At 57.4% G+C, this 21,679-nt stretch carries 21 protein-coding genes; 14 read left to right on the forward strand and 7 right to left on the reverse strand.

Annotation, left to right across the window (positions count from 1 at the left end):
• Positions 1-126: 126 nt before the first annotated feature.
• The 12 genes from QOL67_RS11930 (at position 127) to QOL67_RS11985 (ending at position 13,506) form a co-directional block, all read left to right on the forward strand.
• Complete coding sequence (locus QOL67_RS11930; protein WP_283426192.1) at positions 127-1,356, forward strand: N-acetylmuramoyl-L-alanine amidase; 1,230 nt, start codon at positions 127-129, stop codon at positions 1,354-1,356.
• Between the two features lie 116 nt (positions 1,357-1,472).
• The gene (locus QOL67_RS11935) at positions 1,473-1,904 is read left to right on the forward strand and encodes an NUDIX hydrolase (RefSeq protein WP_283426193.1); all 432 of its coding nucleotides are present in this window, start codon (positions 1,473-1,475) and stop codon (positions 1,902-1,904) included.
• Positions 1,905-1,999: 95 nt separating this feature from the next.
• A complete protein-coding gene (locus tag QOL67_RS11940) occupies positions 2,000-2,644 on the forward strand; it encodes a glutathione S-transferase family protein (RefSeq protein WP_283426194.1) in 645 nt (214 codons plus the stop codon).
• Positions 2,645-2,778: 134 nt separating this feature from the next.
• Positions 2,779-3,228 carry a MarR family winged helix-turn-helix transcriptional regulator gene (locus QOL67_RS11945; RefSeq protein WP_283426195.1) on the forward strand — a complete coding sequence of 150 codons (450 nt, stop codon included), beginning with the start codon at positions 2,779-2,781 and terminating at the stop codon, positions 3,226-3,228.
• Entirely contained in the window at positions 3,225-3,845 is a 621-nt protein-coding gene (locus QOL67_RS11950) for a cysteine hydrolase family protein (RefSeq protein ID WP_283426196.1), read from the forward strand. Before QOL67_RS11945 ends, QOL67_RS11950 begins: the two co-directional genes overlap by 4 nt.
• A gap of 139 nt (positions 3,846-3,984) precedes the next feature.
• Positions 3,985-6,537 (forward strand): penicillin-binding protein 1A, encoded by a 2,553-nt coding sequence (locus QOL67_RS11955; RefSeq protein WP_283426197.1) that lies wholly within the window; start codon positions 3,985-3,987, stop codon positions 6,535-6,537.
• Between the two features lie 168 nt (positions 6,538-6,705).
• Positions 6,706-7,275, forward strand: coding sequence for a hypothetical protein (locus QOL67_RS11960; RefSeq protein ID WP_283426198.1), 570 nt, complete (start codon positions 6,706-6,708; stop codon positions 7,273-7,275).
• Positions 7,276-7,323: 48 nt separating this feature from the next.
• A complete protein-coding gene (locus tag QOL67_RS11965) occupies positions 7,324-9,057 on the forward strand; it encodes a methyl-accepting chemotaxis protein (RefSeq protein ID WP_283426199.1) in 1,734 nt (577 codons plus the stop codon).
• Positions 9,058-9,187: 130 nt separating this feature from the next.
• Positions 9,188-10,315, forward strand: coding sequence for a peptide chain release factor 2 (gene prfB / locus QOL67_RS11970; protein WP_283426200.1), 1,128 nt, complete (start codon positions 9,188-9,190; stop codon positions 10,313-10,315).
• Positions 10,316-10,483: 168 nt separating this feature from the next.
• On the forward strand, positions 10,484-11,911 hold the full coding sequence (locus QOL67_RS11975) for an amidase (RefSeq protein ID WP_283426201.1): 1,428 nt from the start codon (positions 10,484-10,486) through the stop codon (positions 11,909-11,911).
• A 177-nt stretch (positions 11,912-12,088) separates the two neighbouring features.
• Positions 12,089-12,844: a DUF2189 domain-containing protein gene (locus QOL67_RS11980; RefSeq protein WP_283426416.1), complete on the forward strand. Its 756-nt coding sequence runs from the start codon at positions 12,089-12,091 to the stop codon at positions 12,842-12,844.
• Positions 12,845-12,855: 11 nt separating this feature from the next.
• Positions 12,856-13,506, forward strand: a complete 651-nt coding sequence (locus QOL67_RS11985; protein WP_283426202.1) for a pyridoxamine 5'-phosphate oxidase family protein — start codon at positions 12,856-12,858, stop codon at positions 13,504-13,506.
• A 9-nt stretch (positions 13,507-13,515) separates the two neighbouring features.
• Here the strand turns inward: QOL67_RS11985 and QOL67_RS11990 are convergent, their stop codons facing one another.
• The 3 genes from QOL67_RS11990 to QOL67_RS12000 form a co-directional block, all read right to left on the reverse strand.
• Positions 13,516-13,728 (reverse strand): hypothetical protein, encoded by a 213-nt coding sequence (locus tag QOL67_RS11990; protein WP_283426203.1) that lies wholly within the window; start codon positions 13,726-13,728, stop codon positions 13,516-13,518.
• On the reverse strand, positions 13,725-14,876 hold the full coding sequence (locus QOL67_RS11995; RefSeq protein WP_283426204.1) for an aromatic ring-hydroxylating oxygenase subunit alpha: 1,152 nt from the start codon (positions 14,874-14,876) through the stop codon (positions 13,725-13,727). Before QOL67_RS11995 ends, QOL67_RS11990 begins: the two co-directional genes overlap by 4 nt.
• A gap of 92 nt (positions 14,877-14,968) precedes the next feature.
• The gene (locus tag QOL67_RS12000) at positions 14,969-15,727 is read right to left on the reverse strand and encodes a helix-turn-helix domain-containing protein (RefSeq protein ID WP_283426205.1); all 759 of its coding nucleotides are present in this window, start codon (positions 15,725-15,727) and stop codon (positions 14,969-14,971) included.
• Positions 15,728-16,033: 306 nt separating this feature from the next.
• Between QOL67_RS12000 and QOL67_RS12005 the strand changes: the two genes are divergently transcribed.
• Complete coding sequence (locus tag QOL67_RS12005; protein WP_283426206.1) at positions 16,034-16,432, forward strand: hypothetical protein; 399 nt, start codon at positions 16,034-16,036, stop codon at positions 16,430-16,432.
• A gap of 68 nt (positions 16,433-16,500) precedes the next feature.
• Here the strand turns inward: QOL67_RS12005 and ilvN are convergent, their stop codons facing one another.
• Entirely contained in the window at positions 16,501-17,064 is a 564-nt protein-coding gene (gene ilvN / locus QOL67_RS12010; protein WP_283426207.1) for an acetolactate synthase small subunit, read from the reverse strand.
• An 11-nt stretch (positions 17,065-17,075) separates the two neighbouring features.
• A complete protein-coding gene (locus QOL67_RS12015; RefSeq protein ID WP_283426208.1) occupies positions 17,076-18,830 on the reverse strand; it encodes an acetolactate synthase 3 large subunit in 1,755 nt (584 codons plus the stop codon).
• A 301-nt stretch (positions 18,831-19,131) separates the two neighbouring features.
• Here QOL67_RS12015 and QOL67_RS12020 point away from each other — a divergent pair, with 301 nt between their 5' ends.
• Positions 19,132-19,509 (forward strand): bleomycin resistance protein, encoded by a 378-nt coding sequence (locus tag QOL67_RS12020; RefSeq protein ID WP_283426209.1) that lies wholly within the window; start codon positions 19,132-19,134, stop codon positions 19,507-19,509.
• Here QOL67_RS12020 and QOL67_RS12025 read toward each other — a convergent pair.
• On the reverse strand, positions 19,506-20,156 hold the full coding sequence (locus QOL67_RS12025; RefSeq protein ID WP_283426210.1) for a response regulator transcription factor: 651 nt from the start codon (positions 20,154-20,156) through the stop codon (positions 19,506-19,508). The genes QOL67_RS12020 and QOL67_RS12025 overlap by 4 nt on opposite strands.
• Complete coding sequence (locus QOL67_RS12030; RefSeq protein ID WP_283426211.1) at positions 20,153-21,580, reverse strand: cache domain-containing protein; 1,428 nt, start codon at positions 21,578-21,580, stop codon at positions 20,153-20,155. Before QOL67_RS12030 ends, QOL67_RS12025 begins: the two co-directional genes overlap by 4 nt.
• Between the last annotated feature and the right edge of the window lie 99 nt (positions 21,581-21,679).

Below are 21,679 nucleotides of genomic sequence, written 5' to 3' on the forward strand. Positions count from 1 at the left end.
CCCCCGTCGCCAATAGGCGACTCCCCCAGGATATTTGGGGAATGAGAATGCACGGCGTGGCGGTGGGCGGCGGGCTGGTGTAGGCTGTGGCCAAACAAGACGCGCAACAGCGGGCAGGGCGGCAACATGAGCAGAGTATTTTGGGCCTTTATTGTGGCGCTTTGGGCTGGTTTGGCCGTGGCGCAGGAGCGGGAGTTTTCGGCGCTGGCACGGTTGGATCGCGCGGAGAGTGGCTTGTCGGACGGCCGGCGCGGCGCGGCAGAATTGACGTTGAGCCTGAGCCAAGGTGTGCCTTGGCGGGTGTTTACGTTGGATGATCCACGTCGTGTGGTGCTGGATTTCAAAGAGATTGATTGGGAAGATCTGACCGCGGAGGCGCTTGGCGCGGTGGATGGCGTGGAGGCGGTGCGTTTTGGGACGTATCGCCCCGGCTGGAGCCGCATGGTGCTGGATTTGGCGCGGCCGTTTGCGGTGGAGAGCGCGGGCATGACCGTGACCGAAGCCACCGGGCACGCACAGTTGAAATTGGTGTTGGTGCCAAGCGACACGTTGGCTTTTGCCAAGGCGGCGGGTGCACCGCATGATCCGCGCTGGGATTTGCCGGAGCCTGCGGACACAGCAGCGGTTGCGCGGGAGGCGCGGCCGGATTGGGCGCCAACTGTGGTGGTGATTGATCCAGGCCACGGCGGCATTGATCCGGGGGCGGAGCGGGAAGGTGCGCAGGAGAAAGACCTGATGCTGTTGTTTGCGCGGGAGTTGCGCGATGTGCTGCGGCGCGCCGGTGGATTTGAGGTTGTGCTGACACGGGACGCAGATGCGTTTGTCTCGCTGGAAGGTCGGGTGGCGATTGCCCATCAGGCGCAGGCGGATGTGTTTATCTCGCTGCATGCGGACAGTTTGAGCCAGGGCAATGCCAAAGGTGCGACGGTTTATACCTTGTCTGAAGAGGCCAGCGATACCGCCTCAGCCTTGTTGGCGGAGCGGCATGATCGGGCGGATATATTGTCTGGTGTGGACCTGTCCGGCACGGATGACGAAGTGACCGATGTGTTGCTGGATTTGGCGCGGTTGGAGACAGAGCCGCGCACGATGATGTTGGCGGAAACTTTGGTGAGTGCGTTGCAAGAAACCACCGTGAGATTGAACCGCAAGCCCTTGAGAACCGGTGGGTTTTCAGTGTTGAAAGCGGCAGATGTTCCGTCGGTGTTGGTGGAGTTGGGGTTCATGTCGAGCCAGCAGGATCTGGCCAATTTGCAGGATGCGGGCTGGCGGGCAGCGATGGCGGCGGGGCTGCGAGACGGGTTGTTGGCCTGGGTTGTGGAAGACAAAGCAGCGCGTGCCTTAGTCAGGCAGTAGCGTGCAGATATAAGCGGAGCCTCGCTTGTTTGTCTGCGCTGGCGGGAAACCGCTTTCCTTTGATCCCGAGAATTTGTCGAGTGTCGCCAAATAGGCAGGCACATGAGGCAGACAGAATGCAGGACACAGAGGCATTTCACGGAGCCAAACTGGCGCTTTTGACAGGGGGGCGGCTGGTCTCAATCCTGCGCGACAATGATCCTGAAATTCCTTATCCGGATATGTGGGATTTGCCTGGTGGTGGCCGTGAGGGCAGTGAGAGCCCCGAGGCCTGTGTACTGCGGGAATTGAAAGAAGAATTGGCGCTGTCGTTGGATGCGGCGGATTTGTTGTGGAAGCGTCAGTATGTCTCTGATCTGGATGGGAAATCCACAACTTGGTTTTTTGTCGCGGAGCTACCAGATTTAGACATCAACCGCATTCGTCTGGGGGATGAGGGGCAGGCTTGGCGGATGCTGGATGTAGGGCGGTTTTTGCGAATGAGCAATGTCGTGCCGATGATGCAGGACCGGCTTGGCGATTATATGACGGAACGGGTCGACGCGTAGCGGGTGAGAAACCCGTTTTAGGGTGGCAGAAATGGGACATAAATTGTCACCTTAGGTCGTATCCCCACATGGAAACAACCCATGAGGAACGACATATGTCCAACACACCCACATCAGATCTGACACTTTACTTTGCCCCACGCACCCGCTCTTTTGCCGCGCTTTGGTTGCTGGAAGAACTGGGCGCACCGTATCAGCTCGAGAGCTTTGATTTTGCCACTGGGCGGCACAAGCAGGCGGATTATCTGGCGCTGAACCCGATGGGGAAAGTGCCTTTGGTGATGGACGGCGAGACACCTGTTCCTGAAACTGGCGCAATGGCGATTTACTTGGCAGATCGGTTTGGTGACGCGGGGCTGGCACCAGCGCCCACGGCGAACACGCGGGCGGCGTACTTGCGGTGGATGTTCTTTGCCAGCGCCATCATGGAGCCGGCCTTTGCGCAAAAACTGTTTGGCTGGGAGGCGTCAGCTGCCACCGTGGCTTGGGGCTCGTTTGAGCAGATGATGGACGTGTTGGCCGATGGGCTGGCCGAAGGGCCGTGGCTGCTTGGGGATACGTTCTCAGCGGCGGATGTGGTTGTCGGCAACAATTTGGTCTTTGGTCAGATGATTGGGATCATTCCAACAGATGGGCCGGTGGGCGAATATCTTGCACGTCTAAAAGCGCGGGAGGCGTTTCAGCGGGCTGAAGCGATTGAGCTGCGGGAAGGCGAGCGATTCCCGGTGGCTGCGGAGTAGAGCGGACAACGGACGACTAGCAGGTTTGGGCGGCACCGTGTGTGCCGCCCTTATTTTGTTGATGGACGTGGCGCTGCATTGTGGGCTTATGCTCATATTGACATTATACATGTCAACATGACATGCATGATGACATGGAAAAAACAGATAGCTTATACCGCCTGGTTTGGATGTCGCGCCCTTTGATGCAGGTTGCAGAACTTGCTGTGGAACAAGGGCTTGAGGGGAGCGGCCTGACAGTACGCATGCGCGCGGTGCTTGAAACCCTTCGTGAGCAGGGCGCGCTTCCGGTGCCGGAGATTGCGCGGCATTTGGAGATTCAACGGCAATACGTGCAGGTCATGGTCAATGAGACCTTGGCAGAAGGATTGACGGAGCAGCGCGCCAATCCACGTCATAAGAGATCGCCACTCCTGTCTCTGACAGCAAAAGGACAGGCCATGATTGATGAAGCGGTTCTGCGAGAGCGGCAATTGCTTGAGGCCATCGGAGATGAGTTTGGGGATCGAGAGGTCGAAACGGCGTTGGACGTGGTGATGCGCCTCACGGCGTGTTTGAAGGGTAAGACAGGTGTCGAATTATGAGTGTTGTGTATGTCGTTGGTGGTGTGATTGTGGCGGGGCTGCTGTGGCTTGTGACTGGAGTGGTACGGATTGGGGCGGTGAGCCGAGGCAAGGCGATTGAAACCCGTAGCGGCGAAGCCTTGTTGTTGATTGACCTGCAATCGGTGTTCTGGGACGAGGGGCCTTACGCTGAGCCTGACAAACAAAAGGCTGCGGAGGTGATCCTTGATGAGGTCCAGCAGGCAAAAGCCAAGGGGCATCCGGTAGTGGCGTTGCGTCAGGAGTGGTCGTTGCCTGTGACCAAGGTGATTTCGTGGCTGACCATGAAGGGGCAGGGGATTGCGGGAACACCTGGCACTGAAATCGCTGCGCCCTTTTTGGGACTGGCGGATCGGGAGGTGGTCAAGCGTGTTCAAGACGGGTTTGAAACCGGTGCTTTGGATGCATTGTTGGCGGAGCAGAACGTTGGTGCTCTTCGCATTGTAGGATTGGACCACAATTTTTGTGTGTTCAAGACTGCGTTGGCGGCCGCGCAGCGGGGGTATGGCGTGACTGTTGTGAAAAACGGCACTCTGGCGGCGCACTCAATTGACAAGGCGCAGATGCAAATGAAAGAGCACGGGATTACACAACCCTAACACCGGCCAGGCAATGCAAGGTTTGGGCGCGGATGGCAAAACCACGCGCACATTTAACAATCGCAGCAAGGTGTTTTGACCCCGCCCAAGGGCCTCTATATAGAGGGGCCTTAAGACGCGACTTCAGAAGGCCTCCAGCGTGATACGATTCATCCTTTCGTTCTTCGGTACCATTTTCACTTTTGTGACCATGGGCATTGCCGTTGTGGCGCTCTCTATTGGGGCGGTGTTCTGGATTTACGGCCAGGAGCTGCCCAGTCATGAGAGCCTGGCGCAGTACAAGCCGCCGACCATCAGCCGGATTTACTCGGGTGAGGGGCATATCATTGATGAATTTGCCAAAGAGCGCCGTCTGTTTGTGCCAGCGGATGAAATCCCGGATTTGGTGAAAGAGGCGTTTATTTCGGCGGAAGACAAGAACTTCTACACCCACTCCGGCTATGACGCGCGAGGTATTGCGGCGGCGGCAGTGGAGGCGGTGCAGTCGCGTGGCTCCAACGTGCGCGGGGCGTCCACCATTACGCAACAGGTGATGAAGAACTTCCTGTTGTCCGGCGATCGGAAAATTGAGCGCAAAATCAAAGAGATCATCCTGGCGACGCGGGTGGAAGACACGCTGTCCAAAGATCAGATCCTTGAGCTGTATATGAACGAGATTTTCCTCGGGCAAAACTCTTACGGGGTCGCGGCGGCGGCACAGACGTATTTTAACAAGACGTTGGAAGAGTTGGCGCCACATGAGGCGGCAACCTTGGCGTCGATGCCCAAAGCGCCAGGTAAGTTTCATCCAGTGCGCAACAAAGAGCGCGTGAAGGCGCGGCGTGACTTTGTGCTCAAAGAGATGGCTGAGAACGGTGTGATCACGCAGGCCATTTATGAAAGCGAAAAAGAGTTGCCGCTGAAATCTGTTCAGAATGGCGACTATGAGAGCTATCGCACCACGCGGCCCCCACGAGATTACTTTACCGATGAAATCCGGCGTCAGTTGAGCCGTGACTTTGGCGAAGATGAGTTCTTCTCTGGCGGTATGGCGGTGCGCTCTACCGAAGATCCGGAAATGCAGGATGTGGCGGCAAAAGCGCTGCGTCGGGCGTTGGAAAAATATGACCGTTCGCGGGGCGTCTGGCGTGGCACGGGCGAAGTGCTGCCGGAAGAGGTTCTGGGGGATGAGGCGACTTGGCGCGAGGCGCTGGCCAATGTGTTGGTCCCACGGGATGTGGATCTTGAAGGCCAATGGCACCCGGCAGTGGTGCTGGAGGTTGGCAACAAAGACGTGCGTGTCGGCATCGAAGGCGTTGATGAGGACACGGACGGTCACTGGATTCCCGCCAAAGACGCGCAGTGGGCCCGTAAACGTCGCGAAGACGGTTCGCTGGCCAGTAAAGCCAAGGTGGCCGGGGATCTGGTCTCCAAAGGTGATGTGGTGCTGGTGCGGGCGATGACCAAGGACGACGATGGCAGCTTTATCCGCTGGACGTTGCGGCAGGTGCCGGAGGTGCAGGGCGGCTTTATGGCGATGGACGTGAACAACGGCCGTGTGATCGCCATGCAAGGTGGTTTCAGCTATCAGGACACGGTGTTTAACCGTGCGACACAGGCGAAACGTCAGCCAGGCTCAAGCTTTAAGCCGTTTGTGTATGCTTCGGCGCTGGACAGTGGCTATAGCCCTGCGACCATCGTGATTGACGCGCCAATTGAGATCAACACGCCTCAAGGTGTGTGGCGTCCGAAGAACTCGACCAACAAATTTTATGGCCCAACCCCGCTGCGGACCGGCATTGAAATGAGCCGGAACCTGATGACCATTCGTTTGGCACAGGAAGTTGGGATGGAAACCGTGGCACGCTATGCGGAGCGGTTTGGGGTCTACGACAACATGGGCGCGTTTCTGGCAAACTCGCTGGGTGCGGATGAAACCACGCTGTATCAGATGGTGGCGGCCTATGCGATGTTTGCCAATGGTGGCGAGCGTGTGGAGCCGACCTTGGTGGACCGCGTTCAGGACCGGTACGGTAAGACGATTTATCGCCACGATCAGCGCGCGTGCACGGATTGTCTGGACCCGTCTATTCCGGACAGCCGTGGGCCGCGGATTGTCACCAATCGTGAGCGGGTGATGGATGCGATCACCGCCTATCAGTTGACCTCGATGATGCAGGGCGTGGTTACGCGCGGCACAGCGAGCAGCCAGATCAAGCTGCCGGTGCCGGTGGCGGGCAAAACCGGGACCACCAACGAGGCCAAAGACGTGTGGTTTATTGGCTTTACCAGCAACATCGTCGCTGGCTGCTACATTGGTCATGACCGGCCCCGTCCTTTGGGCCGTGGCACCTATGGCGGTACAACGTGCGGGCCGGTGTTCCAAGAATTCATGGAAGAGGCGATCAAGAAATACGGTGGCGGGAAATTCCGCGTACCGCCGGGTGGCCACTTCATCAAAATCGACCGCTACACCGGTGCGCGGCTGGGCAATGATGCCAACGGGGCCACTGTGGTGGCGGAGTATTTCCGGGATGGGGAAGAGCCAATTTTTGGGATCGCCTATGACGGTGGTTTTGCCATGGGCAGCAACCTGCCGCTTGTGGAAGAGGTGCAATCAGCTGGTCGTCAGGTGACCACATCCTCCGGCGGGACTGGGGTTGTGGGGCCAAAGGCGGACTTTGGAACCGTAAGTTCGGGTGGGTTGTACTAAAAGCCGACATTTACATAATCTGAGAAGTTGGAACGGAGGCCACTTGTGGTCTCCGTTTTTTTTGGATTGGACCTCGAGCGGGCGGCGAATTTGGGGACATTAACGCAGGGGAAAGACTTGGGTCTTATGAAAATGCGGGAACTATACAGCCTAGCAAGGACTCCTCCAATGAAACGAACCACATTTGCGGTTTTGACCGCCCTAGCCGCGACACCAGTCGTTGCCAACGAATACGAGCCAGCAATGGCATCTTTCCTCGAAAACAGCATTCGTTCTTGGGCACATGATCCTTTGTTGGTCGCCGCCATCAAGGCGCAAAACGAAACCACTGCCGGCTATGATCAAGCGACCATCGATCAGATGGACACCACTTGGCGTGCTGAAGTGGGCGCGGCTAGCACGCCAACCATCACCCCAGTAATTGAGAACGCCGCGGCGGATTTCTTGCGCATGCAGGTAGAAAAGTCGGCTGGGCAGATCACCGAAGTTGTTATCATGGATTCGGTTGGTCTGAACGTTGCAGCCTCGGGTGTAAACTCCGACATGTGGCAAGGTGATGAAGCCAAATATCAGGACACGTATAGCGTTGGTCCGGATGCGTATCACTTCAGCGAAGTGGAACTGGATGACTCGACTCGGACCTATCAAGTGCAGATATCTATGACCATTGTTGACCCTGATACGGGCGCAGGTATCGGCGCGCTGACGGTTGGTGTTGACGCTGAAACGCTGGAATAAATTTAGGCGATCCCCTTGTGGGATCGCATTCCTTTTTGGGAGTAGATTATGAGACTCTTTTCTCCGATTTTGGCGTTTTTTGATAAGCTATCTGTGTTTCTGAAAGTGACTGTTTTGATTGTGGGGACGACATTGATCGTGGCCACAATGCTCACTGTGAAATCTCATCGGTTGGTCACGGAATCCATTCAGAGCGGGTTGATGCAACTGGCTATGGAAGTGACTGGCTCGACCGCGGCAAATGCCAGTGGCGCGATACGATTTGCAGATACTGAGTCCGTGCAGGCTACTTTGGACACAGTGATTGAACGTGCAGAAGGACAAGCCGTCTACGCAGTTGCCTTGAATAAAGCAGGCGAAGCATTGGCGTTTTCCGGCACACAGGCTTCGGAGGTCCTCGCGGAAGCTGAATTATTGGGCAAACAGGCGCTGGAAAGCGGCGAGACGGTTCAGTCGGAAAGTGGTTACACCATTGCCGTACCTGCGCGCAGTGGCAAAGACGGTAGCAAGATTTCGGGCAGTGTAGCGATCATCTGGTCTCCGGATCAGGCATTGGCGCAAGCCAGAGAGGCCAATTTGCTCTCTATTGCCATCGCTGGCGCGGCATTCCTTGTGATGTGTACTTTATGTACTTGGGTCATCCGACGAGTTGTGTCCCTTCCACTGCAAGATGTCCGGCATGTGGTACGTGATATTGCTGACGGAAAGTATGACACGCCTGCAAAACACGTGGAACGCGGCGACGAGATTGGCGGGATTTCCCGTGCGGTTGATGGTCTAAAGGTGCAGCTTGCCGAAGCACATGAGGTGGAACAGGAACAGAAGCTGGCACAGCTGGAGCAGGACCGAGTGGTTGAAGCTCTGACCGCCGCGTTGCAGCGACTGGCGGAAGGCGATTTGACTCATCCGATCAATCAGCAGTTTTCGCAAGGCTACGAACCACTGCGTGAGAACTACAACAACACGCTGGTGACGTTGGTTTCGATCATGGAAGCTGTCGTGGAAAACTCTCACCGCATTCGGAGCAGTTCCAAAGAGATTGGGGATTCCTCGACCTCTTTGGCGACCCGCACCGAAAGCCAAGCCTCCACGCTGGAGCAGACCGCCCATGCGATGGAAGAGTTGACCGCAAGTGTGAGTGCCGCTGCGGAAGGCGCCAAAGATGTAGAAACCATCGTCGCAGGCACCAAACAGACAGTGCTGGCCAGCGGTGAAGTGGTGAAACAGGCGGTGGATGCGATGTCGTTGATCCAGGCCTCGTCGGACAAAATCTCGCAGATTATCTCGGTGATTGATGACATTTCGTTCCAGACCAACCTTCTGGCGTTGAATGCTGGTGTGGAAGCGGCGCGGGCCGGTGATGCCGGGCGTGGTTTTGCGGTTGTGGCCTCGGAAGTGCGGGCCTTGGCGCAGCGCTCGTCTGACTCGGCGTCTGAGATCAAAGAGCTGATCAACGAAAGTGCAACCCATGTGGACGAAGGCGTGACGCTTGTCGGCCGCACCGGGGACGAGCTGAATAAGATCATCAGCGGCGTTGCCACGGTATCTGAACGTGTGAGTGGCATTGCGGATGGCGCGGAACGTCAGGCCACCACCCTGACCGGCATCAACAAGGGTGTTGCTGAGTTGGATCGTGTGACCCAACAGAACGCAGCCATGGTGGAAGAGACCGCCGCGGCGAGCACTGTGCTGCACAGTGATGCCAGTGAGTTGGCCTCTCAAGTGTCGGTGTTTAAGGTGACGTCAGACGATATCGGAAGCCAGGCTTCGCGGGCGGCCTAAACGACACCACCTCTGACCATCAATGTTATGTAACGCACGGCCGGCAAAGCGCCTGGCCGTGCGTCGTCTCTTGCGGGGCAGGCGGGGCTGCGCTATCACCCTGATCTGACCCCATGAAAGGCCATTTCCCATGCGCGCAGAAGCACAGAACACTGTCACAGAGATCGAAAAATCCCTGACCCTGTTGCGCCAGCGTTTGGATTGGGAAACTGCGCCGTATCGGCTCGAAGAGTTCAACGCGCGGGTGGAAGATCCCAATTTGTGGGATGATGCGGCAGCGGCGCAAAAGCTGATGCGGGAACGTCAAACCTTGGTGGACGCGATGGAGGTTGTGACATCCATCGAGACCGACCTGTCCGACAACATCGAGCTGATTGAATTGGGCGAGATGGAAGAGGATGACGAGGTGGTGGCCGAGGCCGAAGAGGCGCTGAAGGCGTTGGCGGTAAAATCGGCGGAGAAAGAGTTGGAAGCCTTGCTGGATGGTGAGGCGGATGGCAACGACACCTTCCTTGAGATCAACTCCGGCGCCGGCGGCACAGAGAGCTGCGACTGGGCCAGCATGTTGGCGCGGATGTATGTGCGCTGGGCGGAGAAAAAAGGCTACAAGGTCGAGCTTCAGGCAGAAAGCGCGGGCGAAGAAGCGGGTATCAAGTCCGCAGCATATAAGATTTCCGGGCACAACGCCTATGGCTGGTTGAAGTCAGAAAGCGGCGTGCACCGATTGGTGCGGATTTCGCCATTTGACAGCGCTGCCAAGCGGCATACGTCGTTTACCTCGGTGAAGGTCTATCCGGTGGTGGATGACAACATTGAGATTGAAGTGAACCCCGCCGACATCCGGATTGATACCTATCGCTCCTCTGGTGCTGGTGGTCAGCACGTGAACACCACCGACTCCGCGGTGCGGATCACTCACCACCCGACCGGGATTGTGGTGACCAGTTCTGAGAAATCGCAGCACCAGAACCGGGATATCGCCATGAAAGCGCTGAAGTCGCGGTTGTATCAGATCGAGTTGGACAAGCGCTCGGCGCTGGTGAACGAGGTGCATGAAAACGCGGGGGACGCGGGTTGGGGCAACCAGATCCGCTCTTATGTGTTGCAGCCTTATCAGATGGTGAAAGACCTGCGCACCAGCTTTGAGACCAGCGACACCAAAGGGGTGCTTGACGGTGATCTGGACGGGTTGATGGCGGCCACGCTGGCGATGGATGTGGCGGGCATGAGCCGCGCGGATGCGCAGTCTGAGGACTAAGAAAGTGGGGGGCTTTGCCCCCGTCCCATCACGGATGTGACACCCCCAGGATATTTTGGGAATGAGAATGCGGAAGCGCTGCACCGAAAGGTGGGGCGCTTTTTGTTTGGTGGAAAGCTTGTGTGATTAACCTGTTCATGATCCTCTTTGGCGGAGGAGGAACACGGTATGGCGGAATTTCTGGAGTGGGATGCGGGCAAACTTGCTGCGGCGTTGCGGGGTGGTGATCTGAGCGCGGAGGCGGTGATGGTGGCGACTTTGGCGCGGGTTGAGGCGCGCAATCCGGCGGTGAATGCAATTGTCGATCTGCGCGATTCTGAGGTGTTGATGGCAGAGGCACGGACGGCCGATTTGGTGCCGGTTGACGCGCGGGGAGCCTTGCACGGGGTGCCGATTGCGGTGAAAGCACTCGCCGATGTGAAGGACATGCGCACAACACAGGGCAGCCCGTTATTTGCAAACGCGATTGCAGAGAGCGACAGTGCTTTTGTCGCGCGGATGCGGGATGCCGGAGCAATATTTATTGGGAAGACCAATGTGCCGGAGTTTGGGCTGGGGTCACACAGTTATAATCCGGTGCATGGGGTGACACTGAACCCCTATGACGCAAGCCGCACAGCGGGTGGCAGTTCCGGTGGAGCGGGGGCGGCGTTGGCGATGAACATGGTGGCGCTGGCCGATGGCAGCGACATGATGGGCAGTCTGCGCAATCCGGCGGGCTGGAACAACGTCTATGGGTTTCGGCCCAGTTGGGGCGTGGTGCCCAAAGAGGTCGGTGCGGAGAGTTTCTGGCAGCAGTTGTCTACTATTGGCCCAATGGGGCGCAGCCCACGCGATTGTGCGCTGCTGTTGTCGGTGATGGCGGAGGCCGAACCCCGTGTACCGTTTAATATGCCGGCGCAGGACTGGACCTTGCCGGAAGCCTGTTCTGTTGCTGGTACGCGGGTTGGCTGGCTTGGGGACTGGGGCGGAGCGATGCCGATGGAAGACGGGATTTTGCCGCTTTGCGAGGACGGGCTCGACGTGCTGCGAGAGGCTGGCGCTGTGGTGGAGGATGTGGCGCCGCCGTTTGATGCGGAAGTCATGTTCCAAAGTTGGAGTGACTTGCGGGCCTTTGCATTGGCCGGCGAGCTGGCGGTTCTTTTTGAGGATGAGACCAAACGGGCGCGCTTGAAGTCCGCGGCTCAGTGGGAAATCAAAAGGGGCATGCAGATGTCTGCGATGGAATTGCATCACGCCACGCGGGTGCGCTCCAATTGGTTTGCGACAGTGGCAAAGCTGTTTGAGGCCTATGAGGTTTTGGTGCTGCCGGTCGCGCAAGTGTTTCCGTTTCCAGCCGAGTGGGAGTGGCCCAAGGAAATTGCGGGTGTGGAGATGGACACCTATCACCGTTGGATGCAGGTGGTTGTGCCTGCGAGCCTTTTGGGGTTGCCTACAATCAGCGTGCCGGTTGGGTTTAACGCGGCGGGTTTGCCTATGGGGATGCAGATGATTGGGGCCAAGGGCACAGATGCGCGGGTCTTGGAGATTGCCGAGGCCTACCATGCCGCGACCCAGTGGCCGCATAAACGCCCACCACACATTCCAAATGCTTGATTTAAGACAGCAAACCGGCTTTGATCGCGGAAGAGCGAGCAGGCGCAGGGAGGCCAAATGTCTGAAGAGACTATTGAGGGCGCGGAGGAAAACCGCGGCCCTAGAAAACCCGTGAGCGAAACACAGCGTTCTGCGGCACGCAGCGAAAATGGCGAGCGCATTCACGGCGCGCCGCCTATGGGGGACGCGCGGATAAGTATGCTGGGCCAAGCGCTGAAGCTTGGTCTGCGGGATTTCGTACGCAAGCCGATGTACGGGATTGGGTTTGGACTGTTTTATGTGCTGGGCGGTTGGCTGATGACCTGGTTAACCGTGGCCAGCGGGCAGAGCTATTGGCTGACCTTTGCGGCGATTGGCTTCCCGCTTTTGGGGCCGTTTGCCGCCGTGGGGCTGTATGAGGTGTCGCTGCGGCTGGAACGCGGCTGGGAGATCAGCTGGCCACAAATTGCGGGTGTGGTCTGGCGGCAGAGTAAGCGACAATTGCCGTCGATTTGTGCGATCATCATCATTGTGTTTCTATTTTGGTTCTTCCTTGCACATATGATTTTTGCGCTGTTCCTGGGGCTGGCACCGATGACCAATGTGTCCAGTTCCTTTGAGATCTACACGACCACAAATGGCTTGGTGATGCTGTTGGTGGGGTCGATTATTGGGTTCTTGTTTGCGCTTCTGCTTTACATGATCACGGTTTTATCACTGCCTTTGCTGCTGGATCGAGAGATTGATTTTGTGACTGCGATGATCACCAGCTTTGCTTATGTCCAGAACCATTTTGTGGTGATGTTGATGTGGGCGGCGATTGTGGCGGGCGTCACGTTTTTGGCGCTGCTGCCCGGGTTTCTCGGATTGTTGATTTGCCTGCCGGTTCTGGGCCATGGCAGTTGGCATCTGTACGCGTTGATCAAAGCGGCGGGTGCAGAGGAAGCAAGCTGAGGACACCTAAAATGCGTGAGTTGAAACCGGAGTTTCTGATTTCGGATGTGGCGGGGTTGCGGGAGGTGTTTAGAACGCCCAACCCGGAGTCGTTGTCGCAGAAGAAGTGCATTGATCATTTGGACAAACACGCGCGCACGTTTATCGCGCGATCCCCGTTTTTGTGTTTGGGCACCCAGGCACTGGAGGGTCTGGCGGATGTCACACCGCGCGGGGATCCTGAGGGGTTTGTGAAGGTGCTGGATGCACGCACGCTGGTGATCCCGGAGCGGCCGGGGAACAATCGGATTGATAGCCTCATCAATATCGTGGCGAACCCAAATGTGGGGCTGATCTTTCTGGTACCCGGGTTTGATGAGACGCTGCGAGTGAATGGCACGGCGCAGGTGACCACGGACCCGGACATAATGGCGCTGATGGAGGTGCAGGAGCGCCTGCCGCGCGCGGCGATTGTGGTGTCGGTGAAAGAGGTGTTTTTGCACTGTGCCAAGGCATTTCGGCGCTCCAAGCTGTGGGAGCCCGCGTCGCAACAGGATCGGAGCGAGATGCCTTCACTGAGCAAGATGGTGCTGGATCAGAGCACTGGGGCGCCGGAGGATGCAGAGGAAATGGCAAAGCTCGATGCACAGCTTGAGGCGCGCTATCGAGAGACAATGTACTGAGGTGGTGCCTCATGCTTCACGGCCTGAGGCTTTGAGGCGCTGGTGTAGCGTTGACGCCTTGGCGTGGCCAATTTCGAGCGCATAAACGTAGGCTTGGGTGAGGAAGAAGCCTTGGGCTTCGGGGGTTTCCGCACCGGCTGCGGCTTCTTCGTAGAGCGTGACCAAAGCAGATTTGTCGCCTGCTGCGTGGGCGGCAAGCAGGCGGGTTTCTAGGCCATTCATGAGGCGCGGTGCGATTGCAGGCGGGCGGCCACCCAGACGTGAAAGCAATGTGTGGGTGCATCCATGGCGGGGGAAAAACGACCGCCGTCAAAATGTGGTGCGGACCGGCCGCGCTGCATGCCTTCGACCACAAAGATGTCCTCTTCGAACACCTGTTTCCATTGGGCGGCATTGCTGGAGCGCAGGGCGCCGTCTATGTCCTTGCTGGCGTAGTAGAGATGTACGTGCTCGCGGGTCTGGTTGTGGGCCAGTGGTTCCAGGATGATAGCAAAGGCGTGATCGCGCTGAGCACCGAGGAGCACGTTGGGGTAAAGAGCGACGTATTCGGCGCCTTGGTCCCAGAAGGTGGGCAGGTCCGCGAAGTCGGGGAAGGTTGCGCCGTCCTCAGACGTGAGTTGGCGGTAGACATGGGTGCCTTGGCCGGAGAATTGTTCAGGCTCAACAATGTTGTAGTGATCTTCCAGACGGGAATAGCTGTTGAGGCCGGGGTGTACCCAGGGCAGGTGGTAACTTTCACAGTAGTTTTCCACCGCCAGTTTCCAGTTGGTGGCGACATCAAGCGTGAAGCGGCTGTCTCGACCGCCATGGATGTGCGGCTGGTCAAAATCTTGCCAGCGGGAGAGCAGGTCGGCGTGTTGCTCTTCAAAAGCAGGGGCGTCGCCGGTGATGTTGATGAAGATAATATCGTGCCAGATGTGAGAGCAGATTTCGATCAAACCAAGAGTTGAACGGTCGATGTTGGGATCGGTGTTTTGGCCAGGGCCGCCGACGTGAGGCGTGGTGACGAGGCGTCCATCGGTGGCGTAGCACCAGGAATGGTATGGGCAGCGGATTGCGCCTTCGATCTTGCGCGGCTCGTCTACAAGGATCATGCCGCGGTGGCGGCAGACGTTGTTGAAGACGCGCACAACGCCATGCTTGTCGCGCAGCAACAGGAGGGGCATGCCAAGGAAAGTGAGCGGGACGGCATCACCAGGTTCAGGCACGTCGGAGGCGACCGCAAGGCCAGCCCAGGTGGATTTGAGAAGCGCGTCGGTCTCTTCTGAAAACACCTGTGGATCTGTGTAGTGAGTGTTGGGTAGACCATTTGCGCTGGCGACGGGGTGGCGCACGGCATCGAGAGGATCACTTGGCTTAAGGGGGGACATGGCGTGCTCCTGTGGCTGACAGGAGCACGGTAAACGGGAGAAAGCTGAAAGGTCCGGTCTGTCTGCGACAGAGAATGCCTTGGAAGCGCCGGTTAGGTCAAAGGTGTGTCCAGCATCAGTTGGCGCAGGTGGAACTCTGGTAAGTCCTCTGGTGCCACGTAGCCGGTTTGGCGGGCAATGTTCAGGATGTCGCGCAGTGGGGCATCCAGATGTTCGTAGACCATACGTGCGACGACCCGTCCCCGCAGAGTTTCGCGGGTTGGACGGGCGGCGTAGCCTGCCCAAAAGCCGTTGTTGAAGGCGGCAACGCGGCCCAAGTAATTAAACGACGCCGCCATATTGTATCTGTGAGCGACATTGATGGAGACGCCGTCTTCCTGGGCGGAGACGTAGCCCCGAAACTCCCGCAAAGGCCCATTGGTTGGAAGGCCATGTGTGCTCATGGCTTGGCGCGGTTCGTACCCTCGCAGAAAGGTGTATGGTCCGTCGCGGAAAATGTAGACCAAGCCCACTATGACCAAGTCGTTTTCGACAAAGCTTTTTCGAGAGAAACGGTAGAAGCCAGACGGGAAGGCGTCTTCGGTCAGGGTTTGCATTCCGCTGCCGACGTTGTTGGCGAGAAACGGATGGTTGAGCACGCCGGGGCGGGTATCGAGGCTCTCCAGCGGCTCCAGTAGAATGCGGGCATCGACATCGAAAAACCGGCAAATCAGATGCAGCACATCGGGCCGGGGAAAGCTCTCTCCGGATAGATATCTGTTGAATTGCGTGCGGTTGATTCCCAACTGCCGGCACAAATCGGAGACAGATCGGTACGGCGCGCAAAGCGCCCGCAGATTTCTCCCAAACATTCGACGTAGCTCTGCAGGATGCGTTTCGCTGGTCGATACAGTCTCGGGTTGTGGCAAATGGCTCTCCGGCTGTGTTTGTTATTGAAAGACTCGCAGAACGTGTGCAAACTCTCGGCGCGGTCACTTTAGATGCTAATCAGCGTCACTGTGGCGCAAATTGGCACCAGCCTGCAAGAGCCCCGACACAAAAAGGGCCATGGGTTGAGGCCAAACTGACTGTAGGTTGGGGTACGGAGTTTGGGTTGGCTGGATTTGAGGTCGGCCCGTTGGTGCACGGGACTTAACGAGTTCAGGGGAGGGAATGGAATGAACGGGGTTGTGCTTTGGCATGACAACACTGGTGGCACGGCAGTGATCTGGTGTGAGGACCACGCGGATTTGGCCTATTTTTCCGCCGAGACAGATGCGGGTGCTTTGGGGAGCGGCGCAGAGAAACTGGCGGCGGGCGATCTGGTGGTATTTGATGTTATGGTGATAGGGCGGCAGCGACGCGCGAGTAACCTGCGCAGGCTCGCGCCGGGGACGCCACTCGCGGATCACCTGTTGCAGGCGGCCATGGCCGTTGAAACCGGCGAGCTTGGGCGCGCCTTGCGGGCGGCTCTGCGTTTGCCCGAATGTGACAACCGTGCGGACGGACCAGATGCCGCGAGCGAAACAGCCGAAGTCATTGATTGGAAAACGGCGCAGGCGCGCAAGGTTAGTTAGCGCAGCATATCCAGACAAAAGAAAAGGGGCCACGCGGCCCCTTTTTTTGAATGCAGTGGTGGCTTGCTTTATTCTGAGCCGCGCGACAAGGCAGCAACACCCGTGCGGGCCACTTCGACCAGGCCCAGAGGACGCATGAGGTCGGCAAAGGCATCGATCTTTCCAGGCGTGCCGGTCAGTTCAAACACAAAGCTTTCCAGCGTGCTGTCCACGGCATTGGCGCGGAAGATGTCTGCCAGACGCAGGGCCTCGACACGTTTGTCACCGGTGCCAGATACTTTGAACAAGGCCAATTCGCGTTCCACAGACGCGCCTTCGACGGTGAGGTCATGCACAGCATGTACGGGCACGATGCGGCCAAGTTGTGCTTTGATCTGTTCGATAACCTGCGGCGTGCCGGTGGTCACAACCGTGATACGCGATAGATGGCCGGTGTGATCAACCTCAGCCACGGTCAGGCTTTCGATGTTGTAGCCACGACCGGCGAAGAGACCAATCACCCGTGCCAATACGCCGGGTTCGTTGTCCACAAGCACAGCGAGAGTGTGGGTTTCGACCTCGTCTGAGAAGTTGGGACGTAGGTTATAAGCGGAGTGGCTCGTGGAGCCTTTTTTGATTTTTAGAGCAGCCATGATCTCTCTCCTTACACCATCACCGCGCCGCCGGCTTGAATAACGCCCTGCGTGCTGGCTTCGCCCAGAAGCATTTCGTTGTGTGGCTTGCCCGACGGGATCATCGGGAAGCAGTTCTCGTGTTTTTCCACCAGACAGTCAAAGATCACCGGGCCGTCGTAGGTGATCATTTCCATGATCGCGTCGTCCAGATCATCCGGATCAGAGCAGATGATGCCTTTTGCGCCAAAGGCTTCAGCCAGCTTCACAAAGTCAGGCAGGGCCTCGGACCAGCTGTGGCTGTAGCGTTCGCCGTGCAGCAGCTCCTGCCACTGACGCACCATGCCGAGGCGCTCGTTGTTCAGGATGAACTGCTTCACCGGCAGGCGGAATTGGATGGCAGTACCCATTTCCTGCATGTTCATCAGCCAAGACGCTTCGCCCGCCACGTTGATCACAAGGCTGTCGGGGTGCGCCACTTGCGCACCGATGGAGGCCGGAAAGCCATAGCCCATGGTGCCGAGGCCTCCGGAGGTCATCCAGCGGTTGGGATCTTCAAAGCCCAAGTACTGTGCGGCCCACATTTGGTGCTGGCCGACTTCGGTGGTGATGTAGCGGTCATGCTCTTTGGTCAGCGCTTCAAGACGGGACAGGGCGTATTGCGGCTTGATGATCTTGCCTTCCTGAACGTATTTCAGGCACTCCACCTTGCGCCAATCGCTGATCTGGCTTTGCCAATTGGCAATTGCGTCGCGATTCACGGTGCGGCCGCGGGCTTTCCAGACTTTCAGGATGTCTGTCAGAACGCTTTCCACGTCGCCCACAATCGGGATGTCCGCCTTGATCACCTTGTTGATCGAGGAAGGGTCGATGTCGATGTGTGCTTTGATCGAGTTCGGCGAAAACGCAGAAATCAGGCCGGTGATGCGGTCATCAAAACGTGCGCCGATGTTGATCATCAAATCGCAATCATGCATCGCCATATTGGCTTCATAAAGACCGTGCATACCCAGCATGCCCAGCCAGTTTTCGCCAGACGCAGGATAGGCGCCAAGACCCATCAAGGTAGAGGTGATCGGAATGCCGGTGGCCTCCACCAGTTCGCGCAGCAGGGCGCTTGCTTTGGGGCCCGAGTTGATCACGCCGCCGCCGGTGTAAAACACCGGGCGTTCGGCTTTTTCCATCGCTTCCACCAGCTCATTGATGGCAGTGATGTCGCCTTTGGTTTCCGGCTGGTAAATGGTTGTGTCGGATTTCTCTGGCGCGGTGTAGGTGCCATTGGCAAATTGCACGTCTTTTGGAATGTCCACCAGCACCGGACCGGGACGGCCGGATTGCGCGACGTGGAAAGCCTGGTGCAGGGTTTCTGCCAATGTATCCGTGTCTTTGGCCAGCCAGTTGTGCTTGGTGCAGGGGCGGGTGATACCCACGGTGTCCGCTTCCTGAAAAGCGTCAGAGCCAATCATGAAGGTTGGAACCTGGCCGGTCAGAACCACGATTGGGATCGAGTCCAGCAAGGCATCCGTCAGGCCGGTCACCGCGTTGGTGGCGCCGGGACCAGAGGTGACAAGCGCCACACCAACCTTGCCGGTGGAGCGGGCATAGCCCTCAGCCGCGTGTACCGCGCCTTGCTCGTGACGCACCAGAATGTGACGAATATCATTCTGCTGAAAAATCTCGTCGTAAATTGGTAGGACAGCCCCTCCGGGATAGCCAAAGACTGTGTCCACACCCTGATCCTTCAGGGCTTGAACTACCATTTTTGCTCCGGTCATCTGACGTGTCATCATTCTCTCCGTTACCGACGACATTACTAGCTCACACAAAAAAGCCCCCGCTTTTGAGCGAGGGCGCATGGGGTACCATTATGGTGTCCGTTACCGGCCCATGCGCCTTATTCCGACAATGACGACTAGCCTTGGCATCGTGTATGTCCTCAAGTGGGGTTACTTAATGTGTTCGGATCGGACCTTATGACTGCTGCATCGCGGCGTCAACCGCGAAATCCAAAGAAAAACACCGCTCCGGGCATAAATTCTTTTCATTTGTTGCGTTGGGGTGTCGATTTGTGAAATTTGAGGAAATAAATTGAGCAAATTCGGTTTAAAACAGATCACACCGTTCCTTCCCTGCAGCACTTTGGCACGGCAAATTTCGTTTTATTGCGAAGCTCTGGGGCTTGAAGTTGGATTTGCGGCCGAAAACTATGCGTTTTTGCAATGTGGAGCGGTGGCGGTGCGCTTGATTGAGGTGGATCCCGGCAATGATCTGAAAGGCCGGGAGACGTCCCATTATATCGACGTCAAAGACATCGATGCATTGTTTGCGGATATGCAGGAAGCATTGAGCGGTTTGCCGGACGAACGGGTGCGGGCACCCTTTGATCAGCCATACGGACAGCGGGAATTCCACGTGTTGGAAAACGACGGGAATTTGGTGTTCTTTGGGGAGGCGATAGCGGCTTAAAGCCCGACGCCGGTGCCTTGCAGGACGCCGTGTTCCATGGCGTAGCGGGTGAGGCCGGCTGTGGAGGAGATACCCAGTTTGCGTTTGATGTTTTTGCGGTGGGTTTCCACGGTGCGCACCGAGATATTGAGCTCGTTGGCCACTTCTTTGTTGGACTTGCCCTGTGCCAGTTGCAGCAGTACGGTTTGCTCGCGGCTGGTGAGCGGTTCGCGTGCACCATCCTCTGACGGCTCAAGCGAGCCTTTGGCGCCGGTACAAAGGTATTTCTTGCCATTCATTACGGCATCAATGGCGGTTTTGATTTCGTCAGTGGGCACGTCTTTGAGCACATAGCCCATCGCGCCGTGGCTTAGCGCGGTGGAAATGTATTCGGGGCTGTCGTGCATCGACAGGATCAACACGCGCAGGTCAGGGTCCAGCTCCAGCAGCATCTCGGTGGCTGTAAGCCCGCCGATCTCCGGCATATTGAGATCCATCAGCACCACATCCGGTTTCAGTAAAGGCAACTGGTCTACCGCCTCGCGACCGTTGGAGAGGGTGCCGACCACGGTGATGTCGTCATAGCTTTCCAAAATGGATTCGATGCCCTCGGCCACCATGGGGTGATCGTCGACAATCATCACTTTGATGGTTGTGTCTGAGGTCATGCGCTGGCCTTTCGGGTCTTGTCGTTGCCCTCGGTCTCGGGCGTCAGGATGTGACTTAGCGGGACTTCTGCCACAATCACGGTGCCGGAGCGAGAGGAGAATATGCGTAAGGTGCCGTCGAGTTGCTCCACGCGTTCCTGCATATTGCGCAGGCCGAGACCTCCTCGGGCAGAAGCGTCCCTCTCTTGTGGCAAGCCTTTGCCATTGTCCGCGATGCGCAAAGTTGCGCCTTTTTTATGGCCGCGCACGTCAATGGAGACGGTAGTGGCCCCCGCGTGGCGCTCGATGTTGGTCAGGGCTTCCTGGGCGATGCGATAGAGCGCGATCTTGGCATCCTGATCCAGGCGGTTGCGGAACACCACCGTGTTAAAATGCGTTTCAATGCCGGTGCGGGCTGAGAAGTCGTCGGTCAAGGCCTTGAGGGCGGGGCCGAGGCCGAGGTCATCCAAAACGCCCGGGCGCAGGTCGCGGGAAATGCGGCGGACTTCCTGAATGGCACCAGAAAGATGAGCGACGCCTTTATCCAGCGACTCCAATCCACGGTCGTCGCCGTTTTTGAGGCGACGTGTGGCGCTGTCGAGTGCGTAGCGCACGCCTACGAGAAGTTGCGAGATACCGTCGTGCAATTCACGCGCGACCCGGCCGCGTTCTTCTTCCTGGGCATCAAATACCCGTTGGGTCAGAGCCTTGAGTTTGGCATCTGCCAAGCGTCGTTCGCGCACGGTGATGAAGAAGCCGGACAGAAACACCAGAGTCAGGCAAGCCACGGTGATCACAAGAATATAGAAAGACGTGCGTTGCACCCGCTCTTCCACTTCAGCGCGGGCGGCGGCGACGCTTTCTAGCACATCATCAATAAAGATGCCGGTGCCAACTGCCCACTGCCAGTCCTGCAACCCGACCACATAGGTGACCATGCGAGCGGTTTCGAGAGTGGAGGGTTTGGCCCAGTCAAAACTGTGATAGCCGCCGCCGGAGCGGGCGATTTCGATGAGGGGGTCGGTGATTTCGGTGCCGTTGAGGTCGGTGAGGCCACGCCAGTTTTTGCCAATCAGGTAGGTTTGACGCGGGCTAACGAGGTTGTTGCCGTCATAGTCAAAAACAAAGAAATAGCCGTCCTGACCATAGAGCATGGAGGACAGGATTTGGGTAACTGCAAGTTTGGCCTTGTAGTCATCCGGGGCAGCGCGACCGTAGATGTTGATGAAAGCGGTGCGAGCAATCGAGATGTAGTTTTTGAGCTCCGCTTTTTTGGCTTCGATGAGCTGCGCCTCAAGGGCGCGGATCTCTCGATCAGCCAATTGCCGGGATTGGTTGGCCACCAGCACGGAAATGCCCGCAACCGCCAAGAGCAAAGGCACGGTTGCCAGCAGAAACAGCTTCTGACCGTAAGACAGTCGCAGGAAGGGCCAAATGGGTCGCATGTTCGATTCGTTACGGAAGTTTGGTGACGAATCATAGGTCAGAATCGACTTCGTTATCGCTAACGGCTCCGTGAGCGGAAAATTAACTTTCCAAATTGG

Origin of the sequence: Shimia sagamensis (assembly GCF_900182745.1) — a bacterium.
Taxonomy (GTDB): domain Bacteria; phylum Pseudomonadota; class Alphaproteobacteria; order Rhodobacterales; family Rhodobacteraceae; genus Shimia; species Shimia sagamensis.

What these genes read in the sequence shown, in the direction of transcription:
- QOL67_RS11930 (WP_283426192.1), top strand. Translation starts at nt 127, where the DNA reads ATGAGCAGAGTATTTTGGGCCTTTATTGTGGCGCTTTGGGCTGGTTTG.
- QOL67_RS11935 (WP_283426193.1), top strand. Translation starts at nt 1,473, where the DNA reads ATGCAGGACACAGAGGCATTTCACGGAGCCAAACTGGCGCTTTTGACA.
- QOL67_RS11940 (WP_283426194.1), top strand. Translation starts at nt 2,000, where the DNA reads ATGTCCAACACACCCACATCAGATCTGACACTTTACTTTGCCCCACGC.
- QOL67_RS11945 (WP_283426195.1), top strand. Translation starts at nt 2,779, where the DNA reads ATGGAAAAAACAGATAGCTTATACCGCCTGGTTTGGATGTCGCGCCCT.
- QOL67_RS11950 (WP_283426196.1), top strand. Translation starts at nt 3,225, where the DNA reads ATGAGTGTTGTGTATGTCGTTGGTGGTGTGATTGTGGCGGGGCTGCTG.
- QOL67_RS11960 (WP_283426198.1), top strand. Translation starts at nt 6,706, where the DNA reads ATGAAACGAACCACATTTGCGGTTTTGACCGCCCTAGCCGCGACACCA.
- QOL67_RS11965 (WP_283426199.1), top strand. Translation starts at nt 7,324, where the DNA reads ATGAGACTCTTTTCTCCGATTTTGGCGTTTTTTGATAAGCTATCTGTG.
- prfB (WP_283426200.1), top strand. Translation starts at nt 9,188, where the DNA reads ATGCGCGCAGAAGCACAGAACACTGTCACAGAGATCGAAAAATCCCTG.
- QOL67_RS11975 (WP_283426201.1), top strand. Translation starts at nt 10,484, where the DNA reads ATGGCGGAATTTCTGGAGTGGGATGCGGGCAAACTTGCTGCGGCGTTG.
- QOL67_RS11980 (WP_283426416.1), top strand. Translation starts at nt 12,089, where the DNA reads ATGGGGGACGCGCGGATAAGTATGCTGGGCCAAGCGCTGAAGCTTGGT.
- QOL67_RS11985 (WP_283426202.1), top strand. Translation starts at nt 12,856, where the DNA reads ATGCGTGAGTTGAAACCGGAGTTTCTGATTTCGGATGTGGCGGGGTTG.
- QOL67_RS11990 (WP_283426203.1), bottom strand. Translation starts at nt 13,728, where the DNA reads ATGAATGGCCTAGAAACCCGCCTGCTTGCCGCCCACGCAGCAGGCGAC.
- QOL67_RS11995 (WP_283426204.1), bottom strand. Translation starts at nt 14,876, where the DNA reads ATGTCCCCCCTTAAGCCAAGTGATCCTCTCGATGCCGTGCGCCACCCC.
- QOL67_RS12000 (WP_283426205.1), bottom strand. Translation starts at nt 15,727, where the DNA reads ATGTTTGGGAGAAATCTGCGGGCGCTTTGCGCGCCGTACCGATCTGTC.
- QOL67_RS12005 (WP_283426206.1), top strand. Translation starts at nt 16,034, where the DNA reads ATGAACGGGGTTGTGCTTTGGCATGACAACACTGGTGGCACGGCAGTG.
- ilvN (WP_283426207.1), bottom strand. Translation starts at nt 17,064, where the DNA reads ATGGCTGCTCTAAAAATCAAAAAAGGCTCCACGAGCCACTCCGCTTAT.
- QOL67_RS12015 (WP_283426208.1), bottom strand. Translation starts at nt 18,830, where the DNA reads ATGACACGTCAGATGACCGGAGCAAAAATGGTAGTTCAAGCCCTGAAG.
- QOL67_RS12025 (WP_283426210.1), bottom strand. Translation starts at nt 20,156, where the DNA reads ATGACCTCAGACACAACCATCAAAGTGATGATTGTCGACGATCACCCC.
- QOL67_RS12030 (WP_283426211.1), bottom strand. Translation starts at nt 21,580, where the DNA reads ATGCGACCCATTTGGCCCTTCCTGCGACTGTCTTACGGTCAGAAGCTG.